Annotated in this window: 30 protein-coding genes, 1 pseudogene and 1 riboswitch; of the genes and pseudogenes, 16 read left to right on the top strand and 15 right to left on the bottom strand. The window is 71.9% G+C overall.

Annotated elements, in window-relative coordinates:
* Positions 1–6: 6 nt before the first annotated feature.
* The 3 genes and pseudogenes from J1792_RS34130 to J1792_RS15790 all read left to right on the top strand — a co-directional run.
* A pseudogene (locus J1792_RS34130) lies at positions 7–441 on the top strand (nucleotidyl transferase AbiEii/AbiGii toxin family protein); the annotation flags it as partial.
* A gap of 148 nt (positions 442–589) precedes the next feature.
* Positions 590–1,204, top strand: a complete 615-nt coding sequence (locus J1792_RS34135) for a hypothetical protein (protein WP_242645931.1) — start codon at positions 590–592, stop codon at positions 1,202–1,204.
* A gap of 124 nt (positions 1,205–1,328) precedes the next feature.
* Complete coding sequence (locus tag J1792_RS15790; RefSeq protein ID WP_207247515.1) at positions 1,329–2,102, top strand: alpha/beta fold hydrolase; 774 nt, start codon at positions 1,329–1,331, stop codon at positions 2,100–2,102.
* Between the two features lie 58 nt (positions 2,103–2,160).
* Here the strand turns inward: J1792_RS15790 and J1792_RS15795 are convergent, their stop codons facing one another.
* On the bottom strand, positions 2,161–3,780 hold the full coding sequence (locus J1792_RS15795; protein ID WP_207247516.1) for an alkaline phosphatase D family protein: 1,620 nt from the start codon (positions 3,778–3,780) through the stop codon (positions 2,161–2,163).
* 296 nt (positions 3,781–4,076) lie between these two features.
* Between J1792_RS15795 and J1792_RS15800 the strand changes: the two genes are divergently transcribed.
* Entirely contained in the window at positions 4,077–4,232 is a 156-nt protein-coding gene (locus J1792_RS15800; RefSeq protein ID WP_086566821.1) for a DUF6131 family protein, read from the top strand.
* A gap of 152 nt (positions 4,233–4,384) precedes the next feature.
* Here J1792_RS15800 and J1792_RS15805 read toward each other — a convergent pair whose 3' ends face one another.
* The 3 genes from J1792_RS15805 to J1792_RS15815 all read right to left on the bottom strand — a co-directional run bounded on the left by J1792_RS15805 (position 4,385) and on the right by J1792_RS15815 (position 6,261).
* On the bottom strand, positions 4,385–4,609 hold the full coding sequence (locus J1792_RS15805; protein WP_143587571.1) for a hypothetical protein: 225 nt from the start codon (positions 4,607–4,609) through the stop codon (positions 4,385–4,387).
* A gap of 122 nt (positions 4,610–4,731) precedes the next feature.
* Complete coding sequence (locus J1792_RS15810) at positions 4,732–4,977, bottom strand: hypothetical protein (RefSeq protein WP_086566809.1); 246 nt, start codon at positions 4,975–4,977, stop codon at positions 4,732–4,734.
* A 330-nt stretch (positions 4,978–5,307) separates the two neighbouring features.
* A complete protein-coding gene (locus tag J1792_RS15815) occupies positions 5,308–6,261 on the bottom strand; it encodes a GNAT family N-acetyltransferase (RefSeq protein WP_207247517.1) in 954 nt (317 codons plus the stop codon).
* A gap of 227 nt (positions 6,262–6,488) precedes the next feature.
* On the opposite strand from J1792_RS15815, the gene J1792_RS15820 reads away from it, so the two are divergent.
* From J1792_RS15820 to J1792_RS15835, 4 genes are all read left to right on the top strand, one after another.
* Entirely contained in the window at positions 6,489–6,845 is a 357-nt protein-coding gene (locus J1792_RS15820) for a DUF805 domain-containing protein (protein ID WP_086566810.1), read from the top strand.
* A 154-nt stretch (positions 6,846–6,999) separates the two neighbouring features.
* Positions 7,000–9,555, top strand: coding sequence for an ABC transporter substrate-binding protein (locus J1792_RS15825; protein WP_207247518.1), 2,556 nt, complete (start codon positions 7,000–7,002; stop codon positions 9,553–9,555).
* Positions 9,556–9,647: 92 nt separating this feature from the next.
* Complete coding sequence (locus tag J1792_RS15830; RefSeq protein WP_307843000.1) at positions 9,648–10,094, top strand: NsdA family TPR-like regulatory protein; 447 nt, start codon at positions 9,648–9,650, stop codon at positions 10,092–10,094.
* Positions 10,079–10,621 carry a GNAT family N-acetyltransferase gene (locus J1792_RS15835; protein ID WP_086575183.1) on the top strand — a complete coding sequence of 181 codons (543 nt, stop codon included), beginning with the start codon at positions 10,079–10,081 and terminating at the stop codon, positions 10,619–10,621. The genes J1792_RS15830 and J1792_RS15835 overlap by 16 nt, the downstream gene beginning before the upstream one ends.
* Before the next feature lie 288 nt (positions 10,622–10,909).
* On the opposite strand, the gene J1792_RS15840 is transcribed toward J1792_RS15835, so the two are convergent.
* Together J1792_RS15840 and J1792_RS15845 are read right to left on the bottom strand one after the other, a co-directional pair.
* Positions 10,910–11,359, bottom strand: a complete 450-nt coding sequence (locus J1792_RS15840) for an NUDIX hydrolase (RefSeq protein WP_207247519.1) — start codon at positions 11,357–11,359, stop codon at positions 10,910–10,912.
* Between the two features lie 69 nt (positions 11,360–11,428).
* The gene (locus J1792_RS15845) at positions 11,429–11,812 is read right to left on the bottom strand and encodes a hypothetical protein (RefSeq protein WP_179199135.1); all 384 of its coding nucleotides are present in this window, start codon (positions 11,810–11,812) and stop codon (positions 11,429–11,431) included.
* 74 nt (positions 11,813–11,886) lie between these two features.
* Between J1792_RS15845 and J1792_RS15850 the strand changes: the two genes are divergently transcribed.
* Together J1792_RS15850 and J1792_RS15855 are read left to right on the top strand one after the other, a co-directional pair.
* The gene (locus J1792_RS15850) at positions 11,887–12,312 is read left to right on the top strand and encodes a peptidoglycan-binding protein (RefSeq protein WP_086575185.1); all 426 of its coding nucleotides are present in this window, start codon (positions 11,887–11,889) and stop codon (positions 12,310–12,312) included.
* A 40-nt stretch (positions 12,313–12,352) separates the two neighbouring features.
* A complete protein-coding gene (locus tag J1792_RS15855) occupies positions 12,353–12,628 on the top strand; it encodes a peptidoglycan-binding domain-containing protein (protein ID WP_086575187.1) in 276 nt (91 codons plus the stop codon).
* A gap of 120 nt (positions 12,629–12,748) precedes the next feature.
* Here J1792_RS15855 and J1792_RS15860 read toward each other — a convergent pair whose 3' ends face one another.
* Positions 12,749–13,546, bottom strand: a complete 798-nt coding sequence (locus tag J1792_RS15860; protein ID WP_207247520.1) for an SMP-30/gluconolactonase/LRE family protein — start codon at positions 13,544–13,546, stop codon at positions 12,749–12,751.
* Positions 13,547–13,878: 332 nt separating this feature from the next.
* Between J1792_RS15860 and J1792_RS15865 the strand changes: the two genes are divergently transcribed.
* A complete protein-coding gene (locus J1792_RS15865) occupies positions 13,879–14,082 on the top strand; it encodes a hypothetical protein (RefSeq protein ID WP_086575191.1) in 204 nt (67 codons plus the stop codon).
* Positions 14,083–14,089: 7 nt separating this feature from the next.
* Here J1792_RS15865 and J1792_RS15870 read toward each other — a convergent pair whose 3' ends face one another.
* Entirely contained in the window at positions 14,090–15,331 is a 1,242-nt protein-coding gene (locus J1792_RS15870) for an MFS transporter (RefSeq protein ID WP_278186322.1), read from the bottom strand.
* Between the two features lie 232 nt (positions 15,332–15,563).
* Positions 15,564–16,022: an acyl-CoA thioesterase gene (locus J1792_RS15875; protein ID WP_307843002.1), complete on the bottom strand. Its 459-nt coding sequence runs from the start codon at positions 16,020–16,022 to the stop codon at positions 15,564–15,566.
* A 120-nt stretch (positions 16,023–16,142) separates the two neighbouring features.
* Positions 16,143–16,386, bottom strand: a riboswitch (cobalamin riboswitch).
* Between the two features lie 195 nt (positions 16,387–16,581).
* Here J1792_RS15875 and J1792_RS15880 point away from each other — a divergent pair.
* From J1792_RS15880 to J1792_RS15890, 3 genes are all read left to right on the top strand, one after another.
* The gene (locus tag J1792_RS15880) at positions 16,582–17,031 is read left to right on the top strand and encodes a DUF6098 family protein (protein WP_086575192.1); all 450 of its coding nucleotides are present in this window, start codon (positions 16,582–16,584) and stop codon (positions 17,029–17,031) included.
* A 139-nt stretch (positions 17,032–17,170) separates the two neighbouring features.
* Positions 17,171–18,001 carry a DUF1206 domain-containing protein gene (locus tag J1792_RS15885; protein WP_207247521.1) on the top strand — a complete coding sequence of 277 codons (831 nt, stop codon included), beginning with the start codon at positions 17,171–17,173 and terminating at the stop codon, positions 17,999–18,001.
* Between the two features lie 109 nt (positions 18,002–18,110).
* Positions 18,111–19,205 carry a glutamate--cysteine ligase 2 gene (locus J1792_RS15890; protein WP_207247522.1) on the top strand — a complete coding sequence of 365 codons (1,095 nt, stop codon included), beginning with the start codon at positions 18,111–18,113 and terminating at the stop codon, positions 19,203–19,205.
* 28 nt (positions 19,206–19,233) lie between these two features.
* Here J1792_RS15890 and J1792_RS35795 read toward each other — a convergent pair whose 3' ends face one another.
* Positions 19,234–19,599, bottom strand: coding sequence for a hypothetical protein (locus J1792_RS35795; protein WP_372446111.1), 366 nt, complete (start codon positions 19,597–19,599; stop codon positions 19,234–19,236).
* A 113-nt stretch (positions 19,600–19,712) separates the two neighbouring features.
* Between J1792_RS35795 and J1792_RS15900 the strand changes: the two genes are divergently transcribed.
* The gene (locus J1792_RS15900) at positions 19,713–20,108 is read left to right on the top strand and encodes a hypothetical protein (RefSeq protein WP_207247523.1); all 396 of its coding nucleotides are present in this window, start codon (positions 19,713–19,715) and stop codon (positions 20,106–20,108) included.
* Positions 20,109–20,231: 123 nt separating this feature from the next.
* On the opposite strand, the gene J1792_RS15905 is transcribed toward J1792_RS15900, so the two are convergent.
* The 3 genes from J1792_RS15905 to J1792_RS15915 all read right to left on the bottom strand — a co-directional run bounded on the left by J1792_RS15905 (position 20,232) and on the right by J1792_RS15915 (position 21,326).
* Positions 20,232–20,501, bottom strand: coding sequence for a DUF6296 family protein (locus J1792_RS15905; protein WP_086569876.1), 270 nt, complete (start codon positions 20,499–20,501; stop codon positions 20,232–20,234).
* 168 nt (positions 20,502–20,669) lie between these two features.
* Positions 20,670–20,891, bottom strand: a complete 222-nt coding sequence (locus tag J1792_RS15910) for a hypothetical protein (RefSeq protein WP_086569874.1) — start codon at positions 20,889–20,891, stop codon at positions 20,670–20,672.
* Between the two features lie 78 nt (positions 20,892–20,969).
* Positions 20,970–21,326, bottom strand: a complete 357-nt coding sequence (locus J1792_RS15915; RefSeq protein ID WP_086569872.1) for a zinc ribbon domain-containing protein YjdM — start codon at positions 21,324–21,326, stop codon at positions 20,970–20,972.
* 235 nt (positions 21,327–21,561) lie between these two features.
* Here J1792_RS15915 and J1792_RS15920 point away from each other — a divergent pair, with 235 nt between their 5' ends.
* Positions 21,562–22,401: an SDR family NAD(P)-dependent oxidoreductase gene (locus tag J1792_RS15920; RefSeq protein WP_179198886.1), complete on the top strand. Its 840-nt coding sequence runs from the start codon at positions 21,562–21,564 to the stop codon at positions 22,399–22,401.
* A gap of 35 nt (positions 22,402–22,436) precedes the next feature.
* Here the strand turns inward: J1792_RS15920 and J1792_RS15925 are convergent, their stop codons facing one another.
* Together J1792_RS15925 and J1792_RS15930 are read right to left on the bottom strand one after the other, a co-directional pair.
* Complete coding sequence (locus J1792_RS15925; protein ID WP_086569869.1) at positions 22,437–23,144, bottom strand: ribonuclease H family protein; 708 nt, start codon at positions 23,142–23,144, stop codon at positions 22,437–22,439.
* A 30-nt stretch (positions 23,145–23,174) separates the two neighbouring features.
* Positions 23,175–23,528 carry a hypothetical protein gene (locus J1792_RS15930; RefSeq protein ID WP_207247524.1) on the bottom strand — a complete coding sequence of 118 codons (354 nt, stop codon included), beginning with the start codon at positions 23,526–23,528 and terminating at the stop codon, positions 23,175–23,177.
* Between the last annotated feature and the right edge of the window lie 10 nt (positions 23,529–23,538).

Consider the following 23,538-nt stretch of genomic DNA (forward strand, 5'->3'; position numbering starts at 1 on the left):
CCCTCCATGAAGCACCACGCCCGGGCCGTGCGGCCGAGCGAGCCCCGGTTCGCGGACGCCACGACGGGCGAGCGCTGGTACGGGGCACGCCGGATCGCCCTCGACCATGTCCTCGCCGCCGTCGCGGGCGGCGAGTGGGCCGCCCACCTGGTGCTGCGCGGCAGCGTTCTGCTCCGGGCCCGGTACGGGCAGGCCGCGCGGGAGCCGGGCGACGTGGACTTCGTCGTCACGCCCGCCACATGGCAGGCGACGGACGCCCGTACCGAGCGCATGCTCACCGGCATCGCACGGGCCGCCGAGGAACTGTCACTGCGCGGCGGCCCGGTCCGGTTCGACGCCCGCGGCGCCGTCAGCGACGAGATCTGGACGTACGACCGGGTGCCCGGCCGCCGCGTGGTGATCCCGTGGACGGCCGACGGGCTGCCGGGCGGAACGGTCCAGGTGGACTTCGTCTTCAACGAGCCGCTGCCCGTCCCCGCCGTCCCCACCTCCCTGCCCCCGCCCCGACGGCGCCGGAGAGCCGCTGACCCTCCTCGCCGCCACGCCCGGACTCTCCCTCGCCTGGAAGGTCCTGTGGCTGCTCTCCGACATGTACCCCCAGGGCAAGGACCTCTACGACGCCCTGCTGCTGGCCGAGGACACCTCCACCGCCCTCCCCTTCGACCTGCTGCGCACCGTGTTCGTGAGCGCGGACGGCTACTACGACCGCAACCCCGTCCTCCCGAAGACCGTCGCGTCCTGCGGGTCGCACGCGGACTGGTACGAGTTCGCCAAGGACTGCCCCCATCTGGCGGGCGCCCCCGGCCGGCCCGGCGACGGCCCGTCGGCGGACCTCGTACGCAGGCTCACCGCGGCCCTCGCCCCCACCTTCGCCCTCGACGACGGCAGCGGCGAGCCCCCCGCCTACCAGCTGCGCGTCGCGTGGCTCGCGACGACGATGGCTCCCTTCCGGGAGGCCCTGAGGACGGGCGGCATGGACGGGCTCCAGGAGGTGCTGATGACCCGGTACCACCACGCCGCACAGGCGATCGTGATCACCCGCGAGCTGCTCGGCCGCGAGGCGTGCGACATCGCACGGGCGGCCGGGATCGTCGCGGAATACCGCGCCTCCGACCGCCACCCGCGCGCTGACGACCTGCGCGACCTCCTCGGCGATGCCGGCACGGCCGCCGCCGAGCTCAGCGGGCGGTCCCTTTCCGGGTGATCCGGTGGAGCCTTCCGGCACGGTGGCCTGAATCGGACCCTCGTCCCGCCGTGAACGGAGCCACTACAGTGGACCGCCGGTTCCAGCGGTCGTGCGGGATGACCATGACGCGTCGGGAGTCGTAATGGCCTCATTCGTACCGCCTCATGCCCTGATCGGGGACGGACCGCACAAGGTCGTCGCCGTGCACGGATGGTTCGCCGACCGCTCGGCCTACGACGCGGTGGCGCCGGACCTCGACGGGGACGCCTTCCAGTACGCGCTGGCCGACCTGCGGGGCTACGGCGAGGCGATGGACGCCGCCGGTACGTACACCACGGGTGAGGGCGCGGCCGACGTGCTGGCACTCGCCGACCGGCTGGGCTGGCAGCGGTTCTCGCTGATAGGGCATTCGATGGGCGGCGGTGTCGTCCAGCGCGTGGCGGCCATGGCGCCCGGGCGCGTGCGCAGGATCGTCGGCGTCTCCCCGGTCCCCGCCTCGGGGCTCCCCCTGCCGCCGGAACAGTGGGAGCTGTTCGCGGCGGCGGATCAACGACCGGACAACCGGCGGCTCATCATCGACCTCACCACCGGCGGACAGCGCCCCGCCCGCTGGCTGGACCGGATGGTGCGGCGGTCGCTGGAGCGCAGCGACCCCAAGGCGTTCCGGTCCTGGCTGGACTCCTGGGCCGGCGAGGACTTCCACGCCGAGGTCGAGGGCTCCTCCGTCCCCGCGCTGGCGGTCGTCGGGGCCCTGGACCCGGCGCTGACGGCCGAGTTGACCCGTGACACATGGATGCGGTGGTACACGGACGGCCGGATCCGCGAACTGCCGTCCGCCGGGCACTACGCCATGGACGAGACCCCCTTGGAACTCATCCGGGTCGTGGAGGACTTCCTGCGCGAGGACGGCCGCTGAGGCGGGTCGGATCTCGTACGCCCGTACCGCCGTCCTCCTGGTGCTGGTCCCATCGGTGTCATGCCGGGACGAATCCCGGGCGGCCCGCCTCCGAGACCAGGCTGCAGGCCGTGGAGGCGGGGGCGCCGGGGCGTGTGACGTAGGGCAGGGTGCGGTAGTCGGCCCGGGCGTGTGACGGCGTGAGTGTGAGGATCACGTATCCGCGGCGTTTGGCGTAGTACCTCATGTGCGGGTTGACGCGCAGGAGGCTCTCCTCGTCGGCGGGCTTCTCGACGCCGTCCTCGTCGCTGGAGACGGACGTCGTGAGGACCTCGACGCCCAGGGTGGGCGAGCGCGGATCGTCGAAGTCCTTCTTGATGTCCATGGCGAGGTGGCTGTGGGAGTCACCCGACAGGACGACGAGATTGGTGATTCCGGCCGCGCGGGCTCCGCCGAGGATCCGGCCGCGGGACGCGGGATAGCCGTCCCAGGCGTCCATCGACAGGCGGGACCGGCCGGGGTTGAGGGCGCGGCGGCAGAAGGCCACCTGCTGGGGGATGACGTTCCACAGGGCCGTGGAGGTGCGGAAACCGTCGAGGAGCCAGCTTTCCTGCGCGGGGCCGATGAGGCTGCGGGCGGGGTCGTCGGACTCGGGCCCGGGGTACTGCCAGCCGTCGCCGTACGCCTGGTCGGAGCGGTACTGCCGGGTGTCGAGGATGTCGAACTGGGCGAGCCGGCCGTGCTGGAAGCGCCGGTAGAGCCGCATCTCCGGGCCGGCCGGGCTCCAGGGCGCGCGCAACGGCATGTTCTCCCAGAACGCGCGGTAGGCCGCGGCCCGGCGCAGCAGGAACTCTCCGGTGGGGTCGCGGTTCTGCGAGACGTCCGCCGCGTAGTTGTTCTCGACCTCGTGGTCGTCCCAGGTGACGTACCAAGGGTGGGCGGCGTGTGCGGCCTGCAGGTCGGGGTCGGTCTTCCCCAGGGAGTACCGCAGGCGGTAGTCCGTCAGCGTCACCGTCTCGTGGTGGAAGACGTCCGGGAGCCTGCTGCCGGCGGGAAGCCGGCGGGCGCCGCCGTAGGTGTCGATGGCGTTCTCGTAGATGTAGTCGCCGAGGAAGAACACCGCGTCCAGTTCCTCGCGGGCCACATGGGCCAGGGCGGTGTAGTAGCCGTCGTCGTACTGCTGGCAGGTGATGAGGGCGAGCCGCGCCCGGCTGACGGGCGAGTCGGGAGCGGGGGAGGTACGGGTCCGGCCGGCGGGGCTGAGCCAGGAACCCGCCCGGAAGCGGTACCAGTACGTGCGGCCCGGCTCCAGCCCCCGTACGTCGACGTGGACGCTGTAGTCCTGCTCGGCGCGGGCGCTCGCCACCCCGCTGCCCCGGACGCGCGCGAAGCGCTCGTCGTCCGCGATCTCCCAGCTCACCGGGACCACGGCCGACGGCGGAAGCCCGCCTCCCGGTTCGAAGGGACGCGGGGCCAGCCGCGTCCAGAGCACCACCGCGTCCGGCAGCGGGTCTCCCGAGGCCACCCCCAAGGTGAAGGGATTCTCGGTGAGCCTTCCGAGCCGCCTCTCCTCGGCGCGGGCCCGTGGAGAGGTGTGGGTGAACGCCAGGGCGGTGGCGGCGGCGGTCAGAGTGAGGAATCGGCGTCTGACATGCGTCGCCGCCGGGTCGGCCCATCCGGGCCCCGCATTGCTCGCCATGAGACCTCTGCTCCCTCCGCACTCCCGTACACGTCAGGACAACGCCACGTGAATCGACCGGCTGGAACCGGCGTTTCTGTGACTTTCCGACCGGGAGTTCACCCGTGAGGGGGAGGTGTGCCGCTGATCGGCCGATGGCCTACGGGCGGGGTGTCCGATTGTCTGCTCGGCCCCGCATGCACTCACTCTGCGTAGCCGTTTTGCCGCGTACGGCCGCCGTGCGGTCCTGATTGCCGGACTCGGCCCAGGGGGAGATAGTGGATATCGAGCAATAAGACATGAGATCGGAGGACACCGTGATCGTTCTCGGAGTCATCCTGCTCATCATCGGTTTTCTGACCGGAATCGCGATCCTGTGGACCATCGGCATCGTGCTCGTGATCATCGGGCTGGTCCTGTGGATCCTCGGCGCCGTCGGGCACGCTGTGGGCGGGCGGAAGCACTATTGGTAGGGAACGGTCAGCGCAGTGCGCTGCGGGCCTGTTCCCCGCCCTGCCGTCCCGTGTGACCGGGCCCGGGAACGGGCCGGTGTGTGATCCGGTACGGCCGTGATCCCGTACGGCCACCGTGAGATCGCCATGAGATCCCGCGCGGCCTGAGAGCGTCAGGCCGCGCGTTCTTCCCGTCCGCCGGCATCACGGCCGCGCCGGCGCCGGTGGACGGGAAGGCGACGGACACCGTCAGGAGGGTCGGGGACGGCTCGCACATGTCGTTTTCCGGCGGCGTGGCGAGGGACGCGTGGCCTGATGAGCATGCGTTCCTCGTATTGCGCGAGCGCGAGCACCAGGCCCAGCAGCAGGGGCGGCACGGACAGGGCGGCGAAGAGCACGAGAACTCCTTCTGAGGGGTCCGTTCTCGATTCGCGTTACCTCACCCCTATGCCGGAAACGTTTCCGCTCCACGGAATTCCGTGGAGCGGTACGGGCGGTACAGGCGATACGGGCGTGCGGGCTAGGAGGGCGGCATGGGCATGGGCAGGAGGTCGGTGACCGGGGTGAGCAGCCCCAGCGCGGGGGTCAGGGGGTTGAACGGCGGCTCCGCCATCTCGCCGCCGCCCGGCGCGGGAGCGGGGGCCTGGGGTGCCACGGCGGGCTGAGCGGTGACGGGCGCCGGCATGGGCGCGGCGGAGGTGATACCGGCGCTCAGGGCGAGCGCGGCACCGGTGACGGACATGGCGAGAGTCAGGCGCTTGATCATGCCGTGACAACGACGCCCTGGCGCACGGGTCACCCCCGCTGTCGTCCGTGCGGTCTTCCCCGCTGTCGTCGCGGTCCGTGCCGCCGGAGTACAGGGTGAGCCCGAGGTCGCCCGTGCCCTCCCCTTTCCGGCGGAGGCGGTCCCGCCCGTGGGAGGACGTGGCCGGTGCGGCCCACCGCTCCCTCCGGGCCCAACGCGCCTACCTGGCCGGGCGGCCGCCCGGACCGCGGCCTCTTCGACGGCCCTTCGCCCGCCCACCAGGACGTGTCGTTCGTCGACCAGGGACGGTCGGGGCCGGCCGTCGGACCGGTCAAGGGTGCCGGCGCGTCGTCACCCGGCGGGTGCCTCGAAGACGAGACGGATCTCGGTGGTGCGGTAGCCGGCGCGGTCGAAGGCGGCCGCCATGGGGACGTTGACCGTGTCCGTGGTGGCGGTGATCCGCTGGGCGCCGCGGGCCGCGTGGAAGCGCGTGATCTCCGCGAGGATCTCGTCGATGTGTCCCCGGCCGCGGAATTCCGGCACCACTCCCAGGTATCCGACGTTGGGGTGGTACGGCGTGCGAGAGGGCAGGGCCATGCCGACGACGGTGCCGTCGGGGGTACGCGCCAGGCGCCACCAGTCCCTCTCGCCCGGGCAGTTGCGGTAGAAGTCCAGGTCGTCGCGCGCCTGGCGGTCGGCGCCCAGCGCGGCGACGTCCCGCCGCGTGGCGATGTCGAGGCTCCCCCTGGCGATGCTCCGGAAGACCGCCACGAACGCCTCGTCGTCCGGCTCCGGGGAGAAGACGAGCCGGCCGGTGCGCGGCGGCACCCCGGCGGCGGGGATCCACTCGTAGCGGAGCCGCTCGACCTCCTCGCCGAGGCCGGCCGAGGCGGCGGCGGCCTTCCGCCAGGCCACGGCGGCCGCGAGGGCGGGATCCTGCCGCCAGCCGCCCGGCAGCGAGAGGTTGTACTGCGGGTCCTGCGTCGCGCCTGCCGTGCGGAAGGCCCGCTGGCCGGCGGCGATGAGCCCGGCGGCCAGCCCGGCGCGGTCCTCGACCGAGCGGCTGACGTGCAGGCAGTCCAGGGCCACCGGGTGCTCGCTGTCGCTTCGGCCCCACCAGACGGCACGGGCCAGGATCTCGCCGTCCCGTTCCGCGACCCAGGTCCACTCGGGGCGGAACCGCCGCTCCGCCAGCTCCGCGCGGTAGCGGTCCTCGGCGATCCCGCTCACGGGGTCGTCGACGGCATGGACGGCGTAGGCGGCCGTACGGTCGAGATCGTGGACGGTCGTGGGACGGAAGAGCATGCGGCCTCCGGGGCGGGTGAACAACCCCGCGATGATCACCCTTCTCCGCGCGAAGCGGCCACCGATTTTCACCATCGCGAGCCGTCGCGCACGCCGGCGGCCGGGCGCGCCCCCGGGCGCCGTCGGCCGAGCCCGGCCGACGGTTGACCGACCCCTGTGCGCCACCTACGTTCCCCATGAGGCCCCGTCCACGAGAACGGGGCCAGCCGCGGCTCTTGGGGGCGCAGGTGCACTGGTACGTGGATGTGCTCAAGAAATACGCGACATTCAGCGGGCGCGCGGGCCGCCCAGAATTCTGGATGTTCACCCTGATCAGTTTCGTCATCAGCATCGTGCTGGCCGTCATCGACTCCGCGCTCGGCACGGCCCCCGTCATCGGCCTGGTGTACAGCCTGGCCGTGCTCCTCCCCGGCCTCGCCGTCGGCACGCGTCGCCTGCACGACATCGACCGGTCGGGCTGGTGGCTGCTGCTGGCCCTGATCCCGCTCCTGGGCTCGATCGTCCTGCTGGTGTTCTTCGCCCTCCCGGGTACGCCGGGGGAGAATTCCTACGGTCCGAAGCCGCTGGAGGCCGCAGCGTACTGACGACAGGTCAATTCCGGTCGTGCGGCGGTCGTCGGCCACGCCCGGGTAAGCGTTTTCCGGCATTCGCGGTCAGTTGAGGACGACGACCCGTGCGTACCCCGCTCCGGTGGGACAGTTCTGCCCTTCAAGTAACACTGCGTAAGTGGGGGGCGGGATGAACGGGATTCCACCGCTGGACGGCGTGAAAGACCTCGTGACCGTACTGGACGAGCTGGTGGGACGGCCCGTGGGCAAACGCGAGCTCCCCGCCGTCACCTTAGAGGGCGAGGAGGGGCAGGGAGCGGCGTTCGTCACCGGCTACGGCGACCGGCTGCGCGCCGTCGGCGGGCCCGCCCTCGTCCCCCACGCACTGCTCGACGGCGAACTCCTCGACCGGGCGGGGAGATCCGCCGAACCCGACGTCGTCCTGCTCGACGGCCTCACCGCCCAGCTGGAGCGCACGACGCCCGGAGCCGCGGGCGGACTCGGGCTGCCCACCTACTGGACGTGCCGCAGAGTCCTGGACATCGACGCGGGCGCCGGGTCGGAGCGCGCGCAGCGCCGCACCCTGGCCGAGAAGCTGTGCGTGGCCTGGCAGCAGGACACGACCGGCCTGAAGGCGCTGCGCTCCTTCATCGACACCGGCGGAGCCGGCCAGATCAGCGCACGCCTGGGCGCGCTCGCGGCGGTTCTGATCGCCTGGCCGCTCGAGTGGGGCTACCGCACGTGGCTGAACCACACCCGGCGCCTGCGCTGGTACGCCCCCAAGGTGAGCAGCGCCGGAGGCGCGGCCGCCACCCGGTTCCTGCCCGCCGCCGTCTCGCTGAGCCGCCGCGGTGACTTGCGCGACCGCGCGGCCCTGCGCCAGTCCCTGCTCCTCGAAGCGCTGGCCGTGGACCTGCTCCGGGCCTGCCGCAGGGGCGTGTTCCTTCCCTGGCGACGCCGCCGCGTCTGGCCGTTCGTCGTCCTCCTGCCGCGCGTCCACGGCCCCCGTACGGCCACCCGGCGCCTGCTGGACGGCCTGGTGAAGCTGCAGCGGCGCGGCCTGCCGCTGCTGGTCCTGGCGGCCCCCGCCGCACCCGGCGCGCTCCGTGACGAACAGGAACCCGGCGGCGGCGTCCGCACCCCGGCCGAGGCTGCCGCCTGCCTGCGGCCGCTGCTGGAGCGGCGCGTGCGCTCCGCCGGACCCGGCGCCGAGAAGGGGCGGCTGCACGTCCGCCTGGCCGGGGAGGAACGGCAGGAGGTGATCGACTGGCTGGACACCAATGTGGCCGTACGTCCCTTCGCCGTGCCGTGGCCGTCCGCCTACCTGGGCGGCATCCTCGCCGTCGTCCTGCTGGCCGGCGCCGTGCCGGCGGTCGACTGGCTGCGCCAGGACCCCTGCCACGACACCTGGCAGGCACAGGGCGTCAGGGTCGGCGTCGACACCGCCCCGCACGGCTGCTACTTCACGGACGGCGGCAGCCAGAAGCTGCTGCGCACACTCCAGGACCGCATCCGCGCCCAGAACGACGCCGCCCGGCGCGGCGCGTACCGCACGGTGGTCTTCTTCGCACCACTGACCGCCGACCCCCAGAGCCGGAGCGAACAGCTCACTCCCGCCGGCGTCCTCCAGCTCGAGGGCGCCGCCGACGCCCAGCGCGAGTTCAACAAGCAGACCGTGGGCGACGCCGAACGACCCTACCTGCGGCTGCTGGTCGCCAACGCCGGCTACGCCTTCGCCCAGGGCACGGACGTCGCCGACCGGCTGAACGTCCTGGCCGGCGACGGCACGAGCATCTCCGCCGTGATCGGCATCTCCCAGAGCCGCGACGCCTCCGTCAAGGCCATCCAACGCCTCTCCCCGGACCTGCCGGTCATCGGGGCGGCGGTCACCGGCGACTTCATGGCCACCGAGACCGACACCTACTTCCAGACCCAGCCCACCAACCGCCACCTCGCCCGGGCCCTGACCCGGCGCATCACCTCCCTGCGGCGCAAGAAGGCCCTGATCATCTACGACGACAAGGACCGCTACAGCATCAACCTGCGGGAGGACCTCCGCGACGAACTCACCGGACAGGGCATCGAGGTCCTGGAGCCCTCGATCGTCCGCACGCCGGACTTCGGACAGCCCGGCGTGGCGAGCGCCCTGCCGGAGCTCGCCAAGAGGATCTGCGGACAGAACCACAACGAGGCCATCACCGTGTTCGCCGCCCGTGGCGGCCAACTCCCCAAGATCCTCAACGAGGTCCAGGCCGAGTGCGGCTCCGCCCAGGGAACGCCGTTCCCGCTGCTGGCCTCCGACGTCGACACCCTCATCGAGTACCCGGAGCTCCCCGAGTTCGCCGAACTCGAGCGCTACACGGCGGTCGACCTGACCTACATCGCCTTCTCGGCCGACCGCCACAGCGACCACGCCGCCGGAAGCGACTCCTTCCGCGCCGCCGCGGCGGCCATCAACCGGACCTGGACGGGCACGAAGATCCCCCTGCGCGCGTCCAACGTCTTCCAGCAACTGCGCAACGGCGTGGACGTGAAGGACACCGTCGCCCAGGACCGCCCCTTCCACCTCCCCGCCGACGACCGCTCCCTGTCCACCCGCCCCTCTTCCTGTGCACCGCCCCCACTCCGCCGGCGCCACCCCCTCCTGCCAACCGGCGGACGGCAGGCCCCTGAGCTGAGCGGGAGCCGGACGCCCGGCCGCCGGGACCGGGCTGGGCCTGAACGGCCCGGTCCGGCGGACTTTTAATCCATTGGTTGTGGGTTCGAGTCCCACACGGCCTATCGCTGGAGCCCAGGTCAGAGCACATCTGGCCTGGGCTCCGTGGCGCTTCTGGGGCCTTGGAGGCGAAAGGGGGCAACCAACCGGGGAGCCGTCATGCTCGTGGGGCTACCTACCCGTGTGATCGCTCTAGCCCCCACCAAGGCGTCGGCTGGGCCAGGGCGGAGCTGACGGCGCTCAAGGCCATCGTCCGAGACCGCATCGGGGACTCCGCGGAAGCCGAGGCGGCCTCGCACCGCGCGCTGTCGTCCATCCCGCGCCAGTTCCACCGCAACCGAGCCCTGGCCACCACACGCCTCGCCGTCGCGCGGCTGCACCAGCGCGAGATCGAAGAGGCGTGCGCCACCGCTTCCAGCGTCTTCGACCTGATGACCGGATACCCGATCCCGGGACGGATGCGGTCCCTGCTGGGCGACTTCTACCGGGACCTCATCACCCTGGCCCCGGACGCCACCGTCGCGGGAGAGTGGGGCGACCGCTTCCGCAGCGAATGGAGCCGAGCTTGACCACCATCGACGTCCGGCACTTCACCCACGACGACGCGGCCGAGATCCGTCAGACCCTCCTCGACGTACACGCCGATGCCTACGCCGACCGCGCCGACGACCCGTTCGTCCAGCGCTTCCCCTGGTTCGTGGACCACTGGTCCAGCCATCCGGGCTTCTCGTGCGTCATCGGCTACGACGGCTCCGAGCCGGTCGGCTACGCCTACGGGGCCGCCGCCAACCCGGACCGTGAATGGTGGCGGGAGCACCTGACCCCAGCGCCGGCGAAGACGAGGACGTTCCACGTGTCCGAGCTGATGGTGCGACCGAAGTGGCGCAAGCACGGGCACTCCGAGCGGCTGCACCGGGCCCTACTGGGCGTCCGGGACGATGACCTCGCCGCGCTACTGGTGGACGTGACGCACCCCAAGGTTCAGGCCTTGTACGAATCCTGGGGGTACCGGAAGGTCGGCGAGCGGCAGCCGTTCCCCGACTCCCCGGTATACGCCGTCATGCTCGCCGATCTGCCTCTCCACTTGATCAGGTAGACCCGAGCCCCGGCCGAGACGTTCCGCGGCCGGGGCTCTGCTGTGTGTTCGATGGGTGTTCAGGGAACGCGATCAGGTGGATGGGTTTCGAGGAGCCCGTGCGTACTGGCGGCGTGCCCCGGCGACGTTGTGACGGTCCAGGCGTTGGACGGGTGCGAGTCTTCCCCCGGTTCCCCTCGTGCTCGCGCGCGCGTGCCGGCCTCTCTGAGATCGGGGAAGGCAGGCCCACCGTGCGCCTCCTGTGTCTCTCGGTGCGTCGCCGGAGCGGGTCACCAGCCGTGCAGAGACTCACCAGCCGTGCAGATACAGCGTCTTCCCCGCGCGGATCTCGGTCAACACGTTCGCCACGTACGGGATCGTCTTGTCGGGAAGGTCTGCCAGGTCGACCCAGTGCAGGCCGGCGCAGAGATCGGGCTCGCGGTTGACCGGTTCGCCCTTCCAGGCGTCCGCCTCGAAGAAGAAGCCGAGCCGCGCGCCCCATTCCTCGCCGTAGTGGTGAGCGACGTGCACGAATGTCAACGAGTCAGGGTCGACCTGAACGCCGACTTCCTCGGCCAGCTCCCGCGCCGCGCCCGCTGTGAGGGACTCGCCGGCTTCCAGCCGCCCACCGGGGATGCCGAACAGACCGTCGGAGAAGCGTGTGTTCGCTCGCTCGGAGAACAACACCCGGCCGTCAGCCCGGCGGAGCATCACACAGACGTCGACAACGGAGGTGTAGCGGTCCGGATGCTGCCCCACGATCTGCTCCCTCGCGACGGAATCCTGTCCCGTCAGCGTAGAGGGAGCCGTGCTGGTGGCCTACCGGCTCTATGCCCGCCCCGGAGGAGATCGGGGGTGATCGCCGGACGGCTCACCCTCCGCCGCCCCCTCCGCCGTGTGGCCAGGGGGGTTCTCGCGGTTCTGGCCGGTGGCCGGCCCGGATGCCCGTGCTACCGCCTGGTCGGCTTGGGCCTGGGCGTGTGCCTGGGCGGTGTTGGTGGCGGCTCGGATGCCGAAGTAGGCCGTGGTCATGGTGCTGACCGCGGTGAAGGCGCTTGTGAGGATGGCCGTGGCGGCGGCGCCGTCGGCGTTGTGGACGCCCCAGATCGCGGCGAGCGTGATCGCCGCGTCGCCGAGGACCACCACCGCGAGGCCGGCCCATGCACGGGTTTTCTGCAATCCGACGTCGGAAGCGTTTCGCTGGTGACCCATACGAACCTCCATGCCGTCGCCGCGTCCGGCTGTGTGAACATGCAGACTCCGGCCGGCCCGCCTAGCATACAATTATGAGAGTCGAGGACACTTTTTATGTCGTCGTGACGGGTGACACGCTCTTCAAAATCGCCACCCGGTTCAACACCACCGTCGAGCAGCTTCAGGCGTGGAATCACATTCCCGACCCGAACCATATCGAGGTAGGGCAGCAGCTGCTCGTCGCCAAGTCCCCTTCCGGGTTCGTTCCGTTCCCCGGGGCCGCATGGTTCAAGGCGAAGCCCAACCACCCGATCATCAGCCTGATGGCTGTTCGTCTGGTCGAAGAGGGCTGCTCCGCCTACGGTCCGAACGGTGGCCAGACGCAGTGGGACGACGAGGACCGCAGGTCCTATTCGCTGTGGCAGCAGAAGCTCGGCTTCAAGGGAGACGACGCGGACGGCTGGCCGGGGGAGAAGTCCTGGGACAAACTGCAGGTTCCCTTCCCGCAATTCGAGTAGCGCCGGAAGCCGACTCGGGGGAGGAAGGTGAAGGTTCGTCATGGCAACGGAAATCACGGAAATCTGCAGTCACACCAATACCCGGCCCACTATCAAGCGCGGCTCGCAGGGTACGGCCGTCAAGCAGGCCCAGTGTTACCTCAACAATTCCCTGACGAACACCGATCTCGCGGTGGACGGGGACTTCGGGCCCCTCACGGAGACGGCGACACGGCGTTTCCAGGGCTGCGCCGACATCACCGTCGACGGTGTCATCGGATCGCAGACCTGGTCGCATCTGGCGTTCTTCGCCAACAGCCCGGGCTTCGCCTGCTGAGCGGCGTGCCGCGCGGTGCGCGATGCGCGCCGGAGGGCTGCGACGGTCCGGGCGGCACGGGCGGTCTCCGGGCGGTCCGGGCGGTCTCCGGGCGCGGACCCGGAGACCGCCGGCCCCGTGTCAGCCGACCGTCACCTTGACGATGCGGCCGGAGGCCTCGACGACGAAGAGGTCGCGCCGGGGGTCGTTGTCGCCGAACGCCCGGGCGACGCGGACGCTGCTGGGCATCCGCAGGCCGCTCACCAGGAGGCAGGACCGGCCGGTCTCCGGGTTCACCCGGATCAGCTCGCCGTCGCGGAAGCTCGCGACCACCAGGTCGCCGTTGAAGGCGGTGAGGTCGTCGAGGAGCTTGATGCCCAGGGGGCCCTTGCTGAGCTTGACGACCGTCGTGTGCCGCGCCGGGTCGTTCAGGGGGATGCGCACGACCGGGGACGAGGTGTCGGTGATGACGCTCGCGTACAGCTGATCGCCGACGATCTCCAGGCCGTTGGTGCCGAAGACGTTCGCCTTCTTCGTCCACTCCTCGTCCTTGGTGCCGTCCGGCCGGATCTTGAGGATGCCGGTGGACAGCTCGCGGCTGAGGTAGAAGTTGCCCTCGGTGTCGATGGCGAGGCCGTTGATGCCGGATATACCGCTGACGACCTTCTCCGGCTTCGGATGGGCGGCAGTCGGGTCGAACCGTACGATGCCGCCGACGGGAGTCAGCGGATTCACGCCGAAGTTGACGTACATCATCCCGTCCGGACCGCGCCGGATGCCGCCCGCCCCGCTCACCGGAAAGCTGGTCTTGAGCGTCCCGTCGGGGGTGTACCCCTCGACCCGGCCCTTGGTGATGTGCGCGACCCAGAGCGTGCCGCGCCCGTCGAACTCGAGGTTCTCCCGCCAGTCCAGCAGCGGTATGCCGCCCTCGTGGAACACCTTTACGCTCGCCCGCTCCTGGCAGGCATCAAGGGCCGGGGTAACCGCCGACCGTCCGGATGCCGCCTGCGACACCGCCGGCATGCCAACCGCCAGCGTCGCCAGCAGACTTCCTATGACCGCTAATGATCGAATACGCATGTCCTCCGTTGTACCGGCCCACCTCCACTCCCACCAGTCACTCGCCTGCCAACCGTTACTCGCTGGCGACCGGGGTGAGAACCGAGGTGAGAAAGGTCTATGCCTCCTCTTCATGACGATTCGATGAGCGTTTGCCGAACTTGATCACAGTCGTCCGCTCCGTGTCAGTGACTGCCTTTAGCCTGTGGCACATGTCCGTCATCCAGACCTGCGAGCAGGCACGCCCCGAGGTGATCAACGCGAAGATCCGTACGTTCCTGAGCGCCCGCGAGGGGCGACTGCTCACCCGCGACGAGAGTCTCGAGTACCAGCGGCTCACCGTGCAGTGGCTGGCGGCGAAGCGGGTGTGCGGGCCGGGCGGCCCGCGCCGCGCGGAGGAACAGCTCCCGGGGTGACCGGGCGTCACCCGGTCGCGGCCGCCCGGGGCCCTGCCGCCCCGGGCTCCGGCAGCGCGTAGGGGCGGTCGCGCCGTGCCCACCGTACGGCCGGGCCCATCGCGTGGCCGGCGGTGAGGAAGACGGCGCCCAGCAGGAGCCAGCCCGGCACTCCCCAGGACACGACCGTCGTGGTGAGCAACAGCGGGCCGAGGGTGCGCGCGGCGGCCACGCTCGTGGCGAAGAAGCCCTGGTACTGGCCCATGCGGTCGTCGGGCGCGAGGTCGAAGCCGATCTGCCAGGAACCGGCGGACTGCTTCATCTCGCCGATGAGCAGAAGGACCGAGGCCGCCACCAGAACCGTCGCCGTGGCCCACAGCGGCAGGTCCGCGGCCGACAGGGCGAACACCGCGCAGGACGCCAGCAGAACGGCGCCGGCGACGCGCACGGCGCGCGCGGCGGAGCGCAGACCGGTGACGGAACGCGCCGTACGGACCTGGAACAGCGCCACCCCGAGCGTGTTGAGGACGAACAGCGCCGACGCGAGCCACGTGAGCTGGGGCACCCGGCGGACGATCCACAGCGGAACGGCGAGGCTGAGCAGTGGCATCCGCAGCAGCAGGACCGCGTTGAGGAGCGTGACGAGGGCGTACGGCCGGTCCCGCAGCACCGCCAGCGCGGGCCCGTCGTCCACGGGTCTCGCGACGGGCGCCACCGCCGGCAGCCGCAGCGTGAGCGCGGCGCAGACCACGAAGCTCAGCGCGTCGACGGCGAACACGGCGAGGTACCCGCCCCGGCTTCCGTGCGCCAGGGCCAGGCCGCCCAGGGCCGCGCCGACGGCCAGTCCCGCGTTGAGCGCCGCCTGCAGGTGGGCGAGGACGCCGGTGCGTTCGGCGGGTGCGACCAGGCCGGCGAGCAGCGCCTGGCGGGCCGCCGCGAGCCCCGACTGCGCGGTGGCGTACAGGCAGACGGCGATCAGGAACGGCGCGTAGGAACGGATGACGAGGAACGAGGCGACGGCCACCGCCGTGGCCAGCGCCAGCAGCACCGCCGTGCCGCGCGGACCACGACGGTCGGCGAGATGGCCCAGCGGGACGCCCGCCAGCGAACCGACGGCCCACGCCACCGTGAGCCCCGCCCCGAGCCGGGCGGGGGACAGGCCGACGACCTGGGTGAAGTACAGCGCCGAGCACGTGTAGTACGCGCCGTCACCGACGGAGTTGCTCAACTGGGCGACGGTCAGAACGCGGGGCGCTCCGGCGCGCGGCATCATCGGTATCGGCACGACTCTCCTGGGTGCGAGCGGCTCGGAAGCCGCGTCCTCCTCGCTGGCCCTGCCACGCTACGGCCGCAAGTGGCCGGCCCGGCAGGTCCAATGACGGGCCGTTCTCGTGGGCCACTTCGCGCGGCGTGGCGAACACCGCGGCGCACGCGGTGTCCGACGACGCGGAAGAGCGGAGGCCGGGTGGCGCCCCGGCACCCGGAGCACGCCCGGCCCGCGATCAGCCCCGGTCGGCGGGCTCTTCCGGCACGGTCAGGGGAGGTACGGGGCGGGGGCGCCCCCCGGCGTCGACGGCGACGAAGGTCAGGCCGGCGTTGGCGACCTCGGCCGTGGGGCCGGAGGCGTTCCAGCGTTCGGCGGTGACGCGGACCGCTACGGTCATCGACGTGCGGCCGGCTCGGCGCAGTTCGGCGTGAGCGCTCAGCAGGTCGCCGGCGCGGACCGGGGCGAGGAAGGACATGCGGTCCACGGAGACGGTCACGGCCGGCCCGTCGGCATGACGCCCGGCGGCCGCGGCGGCCGCGTCGTCGATCAGCTTCATCACCACGCCGCCGTGGATGGTGCCGTACAGATTGGTGTCGTGCTCGCTCATGATGTGGGCGAGCGTCACCCGGGAGTCCGCCGGGGTCTTGGGCGCGCGGGCCGGGGCGGCGTCGGTGTCCTGGGGGCTGATCGTCACGTCAACTCTCCTTCGCGAGTCGAGGATCGGCCTCGGCGGCCCGCCGGGACGCGAAGGACACGGCGCGATCGGCCGTGTCGCCGACCCGCCCTCGAGGTCACCGAGTGGTCCGCGTGCGACCGCCGCACACGGGCAGCGGCAGGTCTTCGGACTCGCGGACACGCCTCGTCCGGCGGGACCGGACGGGGCTCCTACTGGCCGTCGCTTCCCGGACCCGCGGCCCCGAGGGCCGCTGAGGTCCAGTGCGTATGACGGCGGTCGTTCCCGCTCACCGCTGCGGGGCAGTCCCGGAATCGCACCGGGTTCCCTCTTACGACGCCTCCCGCCTGGCGGACGGGGCGAACCAGCTGCGCGATCAGCCTAACGGCCCCGCCTGCGCGGTCCTTCATGATTCCTCCCGTGACGGGAGACACGTTCTTCCGTCACGAGGACACGTTTCCCGTGACAGGGGAGGCGTCCGGCTGCCCGGGTGGTTCGCGCGGCCCCCGCGTTATTGGTGCGCCGGGACGGGGAGGCGTGTGCTGAAGGCCGCCCTGCCCGGGCCCACCCAGGAGGTACGGTGACGAACGGTCCCGGTGACCTTGCCACCCTGCACAGCCTGGAGGAGGTGGCCGACCGGATCAGGCGTGAACGGCGCCTGTACGTGCGCTGGTCCCTGGGCCCCGGGGTCGATCTGTCCGCCACCTCCAGCAGGGACGAACTGACCGGCGTCCCCCTGCCCGGGCTGTCCGCCAGCCCCCTGGACGTCGAGTCGTGGTGGGAGGACCGGCCGCTGCGGATCTGGGCCGCCCGCCGTCTGTACGACTACTGCCACCTGCCCCGGACCAGGAGCGGCGACGTACGCCCGTGGCTGCTGCGGGGCCGCGAGTGCGGCCGCGGCCCGGACAACGAGCCCCTGGTCAACGACGTCGAGCCGCTGGCCTGGATCGACCCGCGGGTGATCGACGAGGCCACCCGGGAGATCGAGAGACAGCCGGGTCCGTGGGGGCCGGTGAGGCGCAAGCCGTGACTCCCGCGAGCCGAGGGACGACGGCCGGGCGCCTCCGCCCGGCGCCCGCCCCCGCGCGGGCCGTTTCGTCCCCGCGTCCGGGGGCAGCCGATCCTCCCCATGACAGGGCGACGGAGCGCGCGACGCGAGAGGCGGCGTGATGGGTCAGTGGGCTAACGACAGCGACGCGCGGGCGGCCCGTGGGAAGGGCACGGCCGTGGCGGCGCGCGCCGGACTGGCGGCACGCGGCGTGATCTACCTCCTCGTCGGGGTGCTGGCGCTGCGCATCGCGCACAACGGCGGCGACGGCGGTGAGCAGGCCGACCGCGGAGGAGCGGTGCAGGAACTGGCCGAGAAGCCGTTCGGACAGGTGCTGGTCTGGGCCGTGGGCATCGGCCTGATCGGCATGGCCCTGTGGCGGCTGTCGGAGGCGGTCTTCGGGGCGGCGGGCCCCGACGGCCGGAAGGCCCGTGCGCGGCTGCTGTCGGCCGTGCGCTTCGTGTTCTACTCCGTCGTCGCCGGCTCGGTGATCGCCTTCGCGGCGGGCGAGCGCGGCAGCGGTGCCGGCTCGACCGACGAGCAGTCCAAGGACATCACCGCCCGGGTGCTGGGCTGGCCCGCCGGCCAGGCGCTGGTGATCTGCGCCGGGGCCGCCCTGGCCGGCGCCGGCGTATGGATCGCCGTACGAGCCGCCCTGCGCACGTACCGCCGGCAGCTGAACCTGTGGGACATGTCCGAGGGCACGCGGCGGACGGTGGACGTCCTGGGGGTGGCCGGCGGCGTCTGCCGGGGGTTGCTCTTCGCCACGGCGGGCGGCTTCGCCATCCAGGCGGCCGTCGCCTACGACCCCGACCGGGCCAAGGGGCTGGACGACACCCTGCGCACCTTCGCGGGAACGCCGGCCGGCCCCTGGCTCCTCACGGTGGTGGCCGTGGGGCTCGTCCTGTTCGGGCTGTTCTCCTTCGCGATGGCCAGATGGCGGAACGTGTGAGGTCGCCGCGACGGGGCCGGGAGCACCGGGCGCCGGGCGTCGGTCGCCGTCAAGAGGGCGGGCGCCGGAAAGCAGCAGGAAGGGCGGACCACCGAAAGGGGCGTAGCACATGCGGAGTGTCGGCGTGGAAGAGGAACTGCTCCTGGTGGACCCGGGGACCGGGAATCCGCGTGCCGTCGCCGGGACGGTTCTCGCCCGGGCGGAGGCGGCGGACGACGGCGGGGCGGGCCCGGGCCTGGAGAAGGAACTGCAGCGGGAACAGCTCGAGATCGCGACGCGGCCGACGACGGCGATGACGGATCTCGCGGCCGAGGTGCGCGAGCGCCGCGCCATGGCCGCGGAGCAGGCCCGGTCCGCCGGGGCCGAGGTGGCGGCGCTGGCCACGTCACCGCTTCCCGTCGACCCGTTCCTGAGCGACGGGCGGCGCTATCGGAAGGTGGCCGCGGAGTTCGGTCTCACCGCGCAGGAGCAGCTCACCTGTGGCTGCCATGTGCATGTGGGCGTGGCCTCGGACGAGGAAGGGGTGGCGGTCCTGGACCGGATCCGGCCGTGGCTGGCTACCCTGCTGGCGCTCAGCGCGAACTCCCCTTTCTGGCAGGGGCAGGACAGCGGTTACAACAGTTACCGGAGTCTGGTCTGGGGCCGATGGCCCTCGGCGGGCGCGGTGGAGGTGTTCGGTTCGGCGAAGGAGTACCACGCTCAGGTCCAGGCGATGCTGGAGACCGACACGCTCCTCGACACCGGCATGATCTATTTCGACGCCCGGCTTTCCCGCAACTACCCCACCGTCGAGATCAGGGTGGCCGACGTCTGCCTGGAGGCCGGGGACACGGTACTGATCGCGGCGCTGGCCAGGGGGCTGGTGGAGACGGCGGCCCGCGCCTGGCGCGCCGGGGAGCCGCCGGCGCCGGCCACGGTGGGCATGCTCCGGCTGGCCGCCTGGCGAGCGGCGAAGTCCGGTGTGTCGGACCGGCTCGTCCATCCGCTGCGGTGGAAGCCCGCCCCGGCCCCGGTGGTGGTGGGGGCCTTGGTGGCCCACGTCCATGACGCGCTGTCGGACGCCGGCGATCTCGCCCTGGTCCGTGCGTCCCTTGACCGGCTGCTGAGCCGGGGCGGCGGAGCCGGCAGGCAGCGCGAGACGCTCGCGCGCGGTGGCGGACTGCGGGCCGTCGTCGCGGACGCCGTCGAGCGCACCGTCTCCTGACGGGTTCCCCCGGCGGGCTTCAGGACTTTCAGGGGCGCCGGTTGTGGGTGCCGGGGGTGTATCCGAAGGAGCGGAGGAAGAGGCGGCTGAGGGTGTGCTCGCCGGCCCCGGCCCCGGCCGCGGCGCCGAGAGCGGCGAGGGGGCGGGGGTCCGCCGGGTCGTCGTGGAGGATCGAGCAGACGGCCGCCAGGCGGGAGTCAGCGGGGGCGGGCAGCCGCAGGGGCTGCTGGGGAGTACGACCCTCCGGACCGCGCTCGCCCTGCCCGCCCTCGGCTGGCTCCCCCTGCGTACCCTCCGCGAACCCGCCGCCGCACCACCGGCCCCAGACCCGCCTCCGCCCCCACCCCGGACCCTGGGCCGGCTGGCGCCACGGAGACTGCCTGAGCGCATTCAAACCGGTCGTTCACGCTTGTGTCTTAAAAGCCCTTTGTTATCCATGTGCCGGTCTGGGCAGTCTTGCTCCTGCACCAATCGGAAATCTTTTCGTCCGTCAAGAGGAGAGAGCTCATGAAGCTCACCGTCCGGACCGGGATCGCCGCAGTGGTCGCTGCGGGAGCCCTTGCCGTGGCCGTCGCCCCGGCTTCCGCCGCCGTCGCCGGCGACGTGGCCACGGGTACGCACGCGGTGGTTCCCAACCCCAAGTCGATCAAGCCGGCCGCGTACAACCAGGCGCGGAGCATCCTGGCCAAAGCCGGCAGCCAGACGGCGGCCAAGTCGCACCCCATTCACGGGAAGGACGACGTGCCGGTCGGCTACGGAACGAGCCTGCTGGCCGCGGCACGCGACGAGTTCCGGAACACCGACAAGAAGCTGCCGGCCAAGCAGAAGAAGTCCGGCATGTCCATACCGCACTACAACGCGATCCACAGCGCGGCCAAGGTGATGGGCATCGACCGGTGGTGACGCGATAGCCGCCGGCACACGCACGGTCCCGCCCCGGTGACACGGGAGCGGGGCCGGGTACGTCCCGCCGGGAGGTCCGTACGCCGCGCCGCGCAGGACTGCCGTGCGCCCGCACGGGACGCCTCAGGCGCGACGGCCGCGGCCCATGACCTGTGCCACCCAGCCGTACGGCAGCTCCTGCCCGTCGACCGTCAATTTCTCGACCGCACGCGTCTCGGGATCGATCTCCGCCTGCACGCCGTCCCCCTCGTAGCGCGGAAAGCCGGAGACGCCCATCTCGCCGGTGGCCTCGACGGTCGCGGAGCGCAGCGGGGCACCGTGCCGGGGGCGGTTGTCCTCGTCGGTGAGCTGGGGCCTGAGGACGACGGTGTAGCGGTCGGGATGGGCGTTCATGGTCCGCCAGGCTATCCGCGCCGTGGGGCGGCGGCCGGGGCGACCGGGCCGGGCCGTGTCCGAATGGGCGAAAGGCTCCGCCGGCCCCTGCGCCGGGCGGGTGACCGGCCGCGTGGCCCCGACGCCGTGATCACGGCGAGCAGGGCTCCGAAGGCGCCGCCCGGTCGCTCAGGCAGCCGTCCACTCGTGGGGCAGGCTTCCCGTCCACTCGACGACCTCGGGGTCGTCGAGCAGCTCCTCGGCGTCGGGCAGGCCGGCGCGGCGGAGGAATTCCACGACGTCGGCGTCGTTGTAGGCCAGACCGAGGCTGTGGTCGACCCCCTGCCGGCGGACGACCACATGGCGGCCGCCTCCGGCGTCGAGCTTGTGGACGGATACGGGCGCGGCCATGGCACCAGGGTGCGTTCCCGGGGCGCTGTGCGCACCTGGGCCCGCGGGGGAGCGCGGGCCGCGCGCCGGCGTCGTGGGTCAGGCCTTCCGGACCACGCTGGACTTCAGCTGCATGGCGCCGAACCCGTCGATCTTGCAGTCGATGTCGTGGCCGTCCACGCCCTGCACGAGGCGGATGTTGCGCACCTTGGTGCCCGCCTTGATGCCGCTCGGGCTGCCCTTGACCTTCAGGCTCTTGATCACCGTGACGCTGTCGCCGTCGGCGAGGACGTTGCCGACCGAATCCCTGATCACCCCGTCCTCAGCCGCATCACCGGCAGGCTCCGCGGACGCGGGCGACCACTCGTGCCCGCATTCCGGGCAGATCAGGAGCACGCCCATCTCATAGGCGTACGCACTGGAGCATTCGGGGCACGGCGGAAGGTTCTCGGTCATCCGGAGAGTGTATTTCAGGCCCGGGGCGGCACGCCCCACCCACCGCTTCCGGCCGCGATGAGGCCGCCGTGGGCCCGGCCCCGGCCGGCCCGCCCGCCCGCTTTCCCGGCCATTTTCACCGTAACCGAACCGGGGGCCGGAATACATCGGCCCGCAGGCGGATGTCCATGCGACCGCCGGATCCCTAATCTCTGGATCCGACGCGGCCCTGTGCGATGTGCGATGGGGAGGGGATATGGACGACCTGGAGAACAAAGTCGCCGTGATCACCGGCGCGGCGAGCGGAATCGGCCGTGGAATGGCCGAGGCGTTCGTCGACGTGGGAATGCGCGTGGTGCTGAGTGACATCGAGGAGGCGGCGCTTCTCTCCACCGCGGCCGATCTGCGCGACGGGGGCGCGGACGTGCACGCCGTGGTGGCCGACGTGTCGAAGGCGGAGGACGTCACCGCGCTCGCCGCGTCCACGCTCGGGAAATACGGCGCCGTGCACGTGGTGTGCAACAACGCGGGCGTCCACACCGGCAGCAGGCCGAGCTGGGAGAGCACGCTCGACGACTGGGCCTGGATCCTCGGGGTGAACCTGATGGGCGTCGTGCACGGAATCCGGGCCTTCCTGCCCGTCATGATCGAGCAGGACGAGGACGCGCACATCGTGAACACCGCGTCGCTGGCCGGCCTGGTGACGGGCGGCTCGCTTTATGGCGCGACGAAGTCGGCCGTCGTGGCCCTGTCGGAGACCGTGCACATCGAACTCGTCGGCGGAGGTCTCAAGCCACGGGTATCCGTGCTGTGTCCCGGCCTGGTCGACACGAACATCTTCCATTCCCAGCGCAACCGCCCCGACCGTTTCCCTGACGCGGGCCCGTTTCCGAGCGGCTGGGACACCGAAGCCGCCCGGAAGGCTTTTCAGCGCGGCACCAGCCCGCGCACCATCGGCGAGCACGTGGTGCGGGCGATGCGCGAGCAGCGCTTCTACGTCCTGACGCACCCGGAATGGGCGGAGCACATCAGGCACCGGACGGCGCGGATCCTCAGCGGCGACGAACCGACGATGCTGCCCCCGCCGGGCAGCTGACCGGATGATCGCCGGCCCGGCGGGAGGCGGCTTGCTCAGCCCGCCGTCGCCGTGGCGCAGGCGAGGTGTCCCCAGCCGTCGGGGTTCTTCGCGATCGTCTCGCCCTTGTCGTACGACCGTCCGCAGCGGCAGCGGCCGGGGAACTTCGCCTTGAGCGAGCCCCGGGTACGCCCGCTCTGCGGCCGTCGCTCCCCCGAGGCGTTCGACGGCTTACGGGCACGAGCGCCCGCACCGGCTCCGGTCGCGGACCCGGGCTCCGGTTCCGGCAGCGGGGAGCCGAGCGAGGTGCCCGCGGCGATCTGCGCACGGGCGGTGTGGCTGGCGGCGGCGTCGGCGGCGGCGTTGAGGGGGTCGCCGTCGACCTGGTGGGCCGGAACGTAGACGAAGTCGACCGTCCGGCCGGTCAGCAGTTCATCGATCCGCATCACCAGGGGCCGGTTGGCCACCGGGGTGCCCGAAGCGGTCTTCCACCCCTTCCGCTTCCAGCCCGGCAGCCATGTCGTCACGGCCTTCATCGCGTACTGGGAGTCCATCCGCACCTCCAGGGGCACGGCCGGGTCGGTGGCCTCCAGCAGCTCCTGGAGCGCGGTGAGTTCGGCGACGTTGTTCGTCGCGGTGCCCAGGGGGCCGGCCTCCCAGCGGTGGATCCCGCCCGTGGCGTCCCCGATGACCCAGGCCCAGGCGGCGGGCCCGGGGTTCCCCTTCGACGCGCCGTCACACGCGGCGATGATCTTCTCGTGCATCCCTCTATGGTGCCAGCCCGCCAAGGGCGGTCAGACCGTCTTCACACGCAGCACCGCGAGGAAGATCAGGATCACGGGCGGCAGGAGCCACCACAGCCCCAGCGTGCGGCGCGCGGAACGGGTGAGGGTGAGGAGCAGCGCGAGGCCGCTGACGTGCAGCGCGATGAAGCAGACCACCGAGATGCCGGCATAGGCGTTGTCGTCCCAGATGCCGTCGGGGTGGACCATGTACGCGGAGCCGACCAGGAACGCCGACAGCAGGTGCAGCAGGACCAGCGGCCCGCCGATCACCATGCGGAGACAGCCCAGCTCTCCCGGCTCGCCGCTGTCGTTCGGGCCGTAGGGCGGGGGCAGGTCCGCGGGCCTCTGGGGCTCGGTGGGCACGGGGGCATCG

The organism is Streptomyces triculaminicus (assembly GCF_017349075.1).
Lineage (GTDB): Bacteria > Actinomycetota > Actinomycetes > Streptomycetales > Streptomycetaceae > Streptomyces > Streptomyces triculaminicus.

What these genes read in the sequence shown, in the direction of transcription:
- J1792_RS34135 (WP_242645931.1), top strand. Translation starts at nt 590, where the DNA reads ATGTACCCCCAGGGCAAGGACCTCTACGACGCCCTGCTGCTGGCCGAG.
- J1792_RS15790 (WP_207247515.1), top strand. Translation starts at nt 1,329, where the DNA reads ATGGCCTCATTCGTACCGCCTCATGCCCTGATCGGGGACGGACCGCAC.
- J1792_RS15795 (WP_207247516.1), bottom strand. Translation starts at nt 3,780, where the DNA reads ATGGCGAGCAATGCGGGGCCCGGATGGGCCGACCCGGCGGCGACGCAT.
- J1792_RS15810 (WP_086566809.1), bottom strand. Translation starts at nt 4,977, where the DNA reads ATGATCAAGCGCCTGACTCTCGCCATGTCCGTCACCGGTGCCGCGCTC.
- J1792_RS15815 (WP_207247517.1), bottom strand. Translation starts at nt 6,261, where the DNA reads ATGCTCTTCCGTCCCACGACCGTCCACGATCTCGACCGTACGGCCGCC.
- J1792_RS15825 (WP_207247518.1), top strand. Translation starts at nt 7,000, where the DNA reads ATGAACGGGATTCCACCGCTGGACGGCGTGAAAGACCTCGTGACCGTA.
- J1792_RS15835 (WP_086575183.1), top strand. Translation starts at nt 10,079, where the DNA reads ATGGAGCCGAGCTTGACCACCATCGACGTCCGGCACTTCACCCACGAC.
- J1792_RS15845 (WP_179199135.1), bottom strand. Translation starts at nt 11,812, where the DNA reads ATGGGTCACCAGCGAAACGCTTCCGACGTCGGATTGCAGAAAACCCGT.
- J1792_RS15850 (WP_086575185.1), top strand. Translation starts at nt 11,887, where the DNA reads ATGAGAGTCGAGGACACTTTTTATGTCGTCGTGACGGGTGACACGCTC.
- J1792_RS15855 (WP_086575187.1), top strand. Translation starts at nt 12,353, where the DNA reads ATGGCAACGGAAATCACGGAAATCTGCAGTCACACCAATACCCGGCCC.
- J1792_RS15865 (WP_086575191.1), top strand. Translation starts at nt 13,879, where the DNA reads ATGTCCGTCATCCAGACCTGCGAGCAGGCACGCCCCGAGGTGATCAAC.
- J1792_RS15870 (WP_278186322.1), bottom strand. Translation starts at nt 15,331, where the DNA reads ATGCCGCGCGCCGGAGCGCCCCGCGTTCTGACCGTCGCCCAGTTGAGC.
- J1792_RS15885 (WP_207247521.1), top strand. Translation starts at nt 17,171, where the DNA reads ATGGGTCAGTGGGCTAACGACAGCGACGCGCGGGCGGCCCGTGGGAAG.
- J1792_RS15890 (WP_207247522.1), top strand. Translation starts at nt 18,111, where the DNA reads ATGCGGAGTGTCGGCGTGGAAGAGGAACTGCTCCTGGTGGACCCGGGG.
- J1792_RS15900 (WP_207247523.1), top strand. Translation starts at nt 19,713, where the DNA reads ATGAAGCTCACCGTCCGGACCGGGATCGCCGCAGTGGTCGCTGCGGGA.
- J1792_RS15905 (WP_086569876.1), bottom strand. Translation starts at nt 20,501, where the DNA reads ATGAACGCCCATCCCGACCGCTACACCGTCGTCCTCAGGCCCCAGCTC.
- J1792_RS15910 (WP_086569874.1), bottom strand. Translation starts at nt 20,891, where the DNA reads ATGGCCGCGCCCGTATCCGTCCACAAGCTCGACGCCGGAGGCGGCCGC.
- J1792_RS15915 (WP_086569872.1), bottom strand. Translation starts at nt 21,326, where the DNA reads ATGACCGAGAACCTTCCGCCGTGCCCCGAATGCTCCAGTGCGTACGCC.
- J1792_RS15920 (WP_179198886.1), top strand. Translation starts at nt 21,562, where the DNA reads ATGGACGACCTGGAGAACAAAGTCGCCGTGATCACCGGCGCGGCGAGC.
- J1792_RS15925 (WP_086569869.1), bottom strand. Translation starts at nt 23,144, where the DNA reads ATGCACGAGAAGATCATCGCCGCGTGTGACGGCGCGTCGAAGGGGAAC.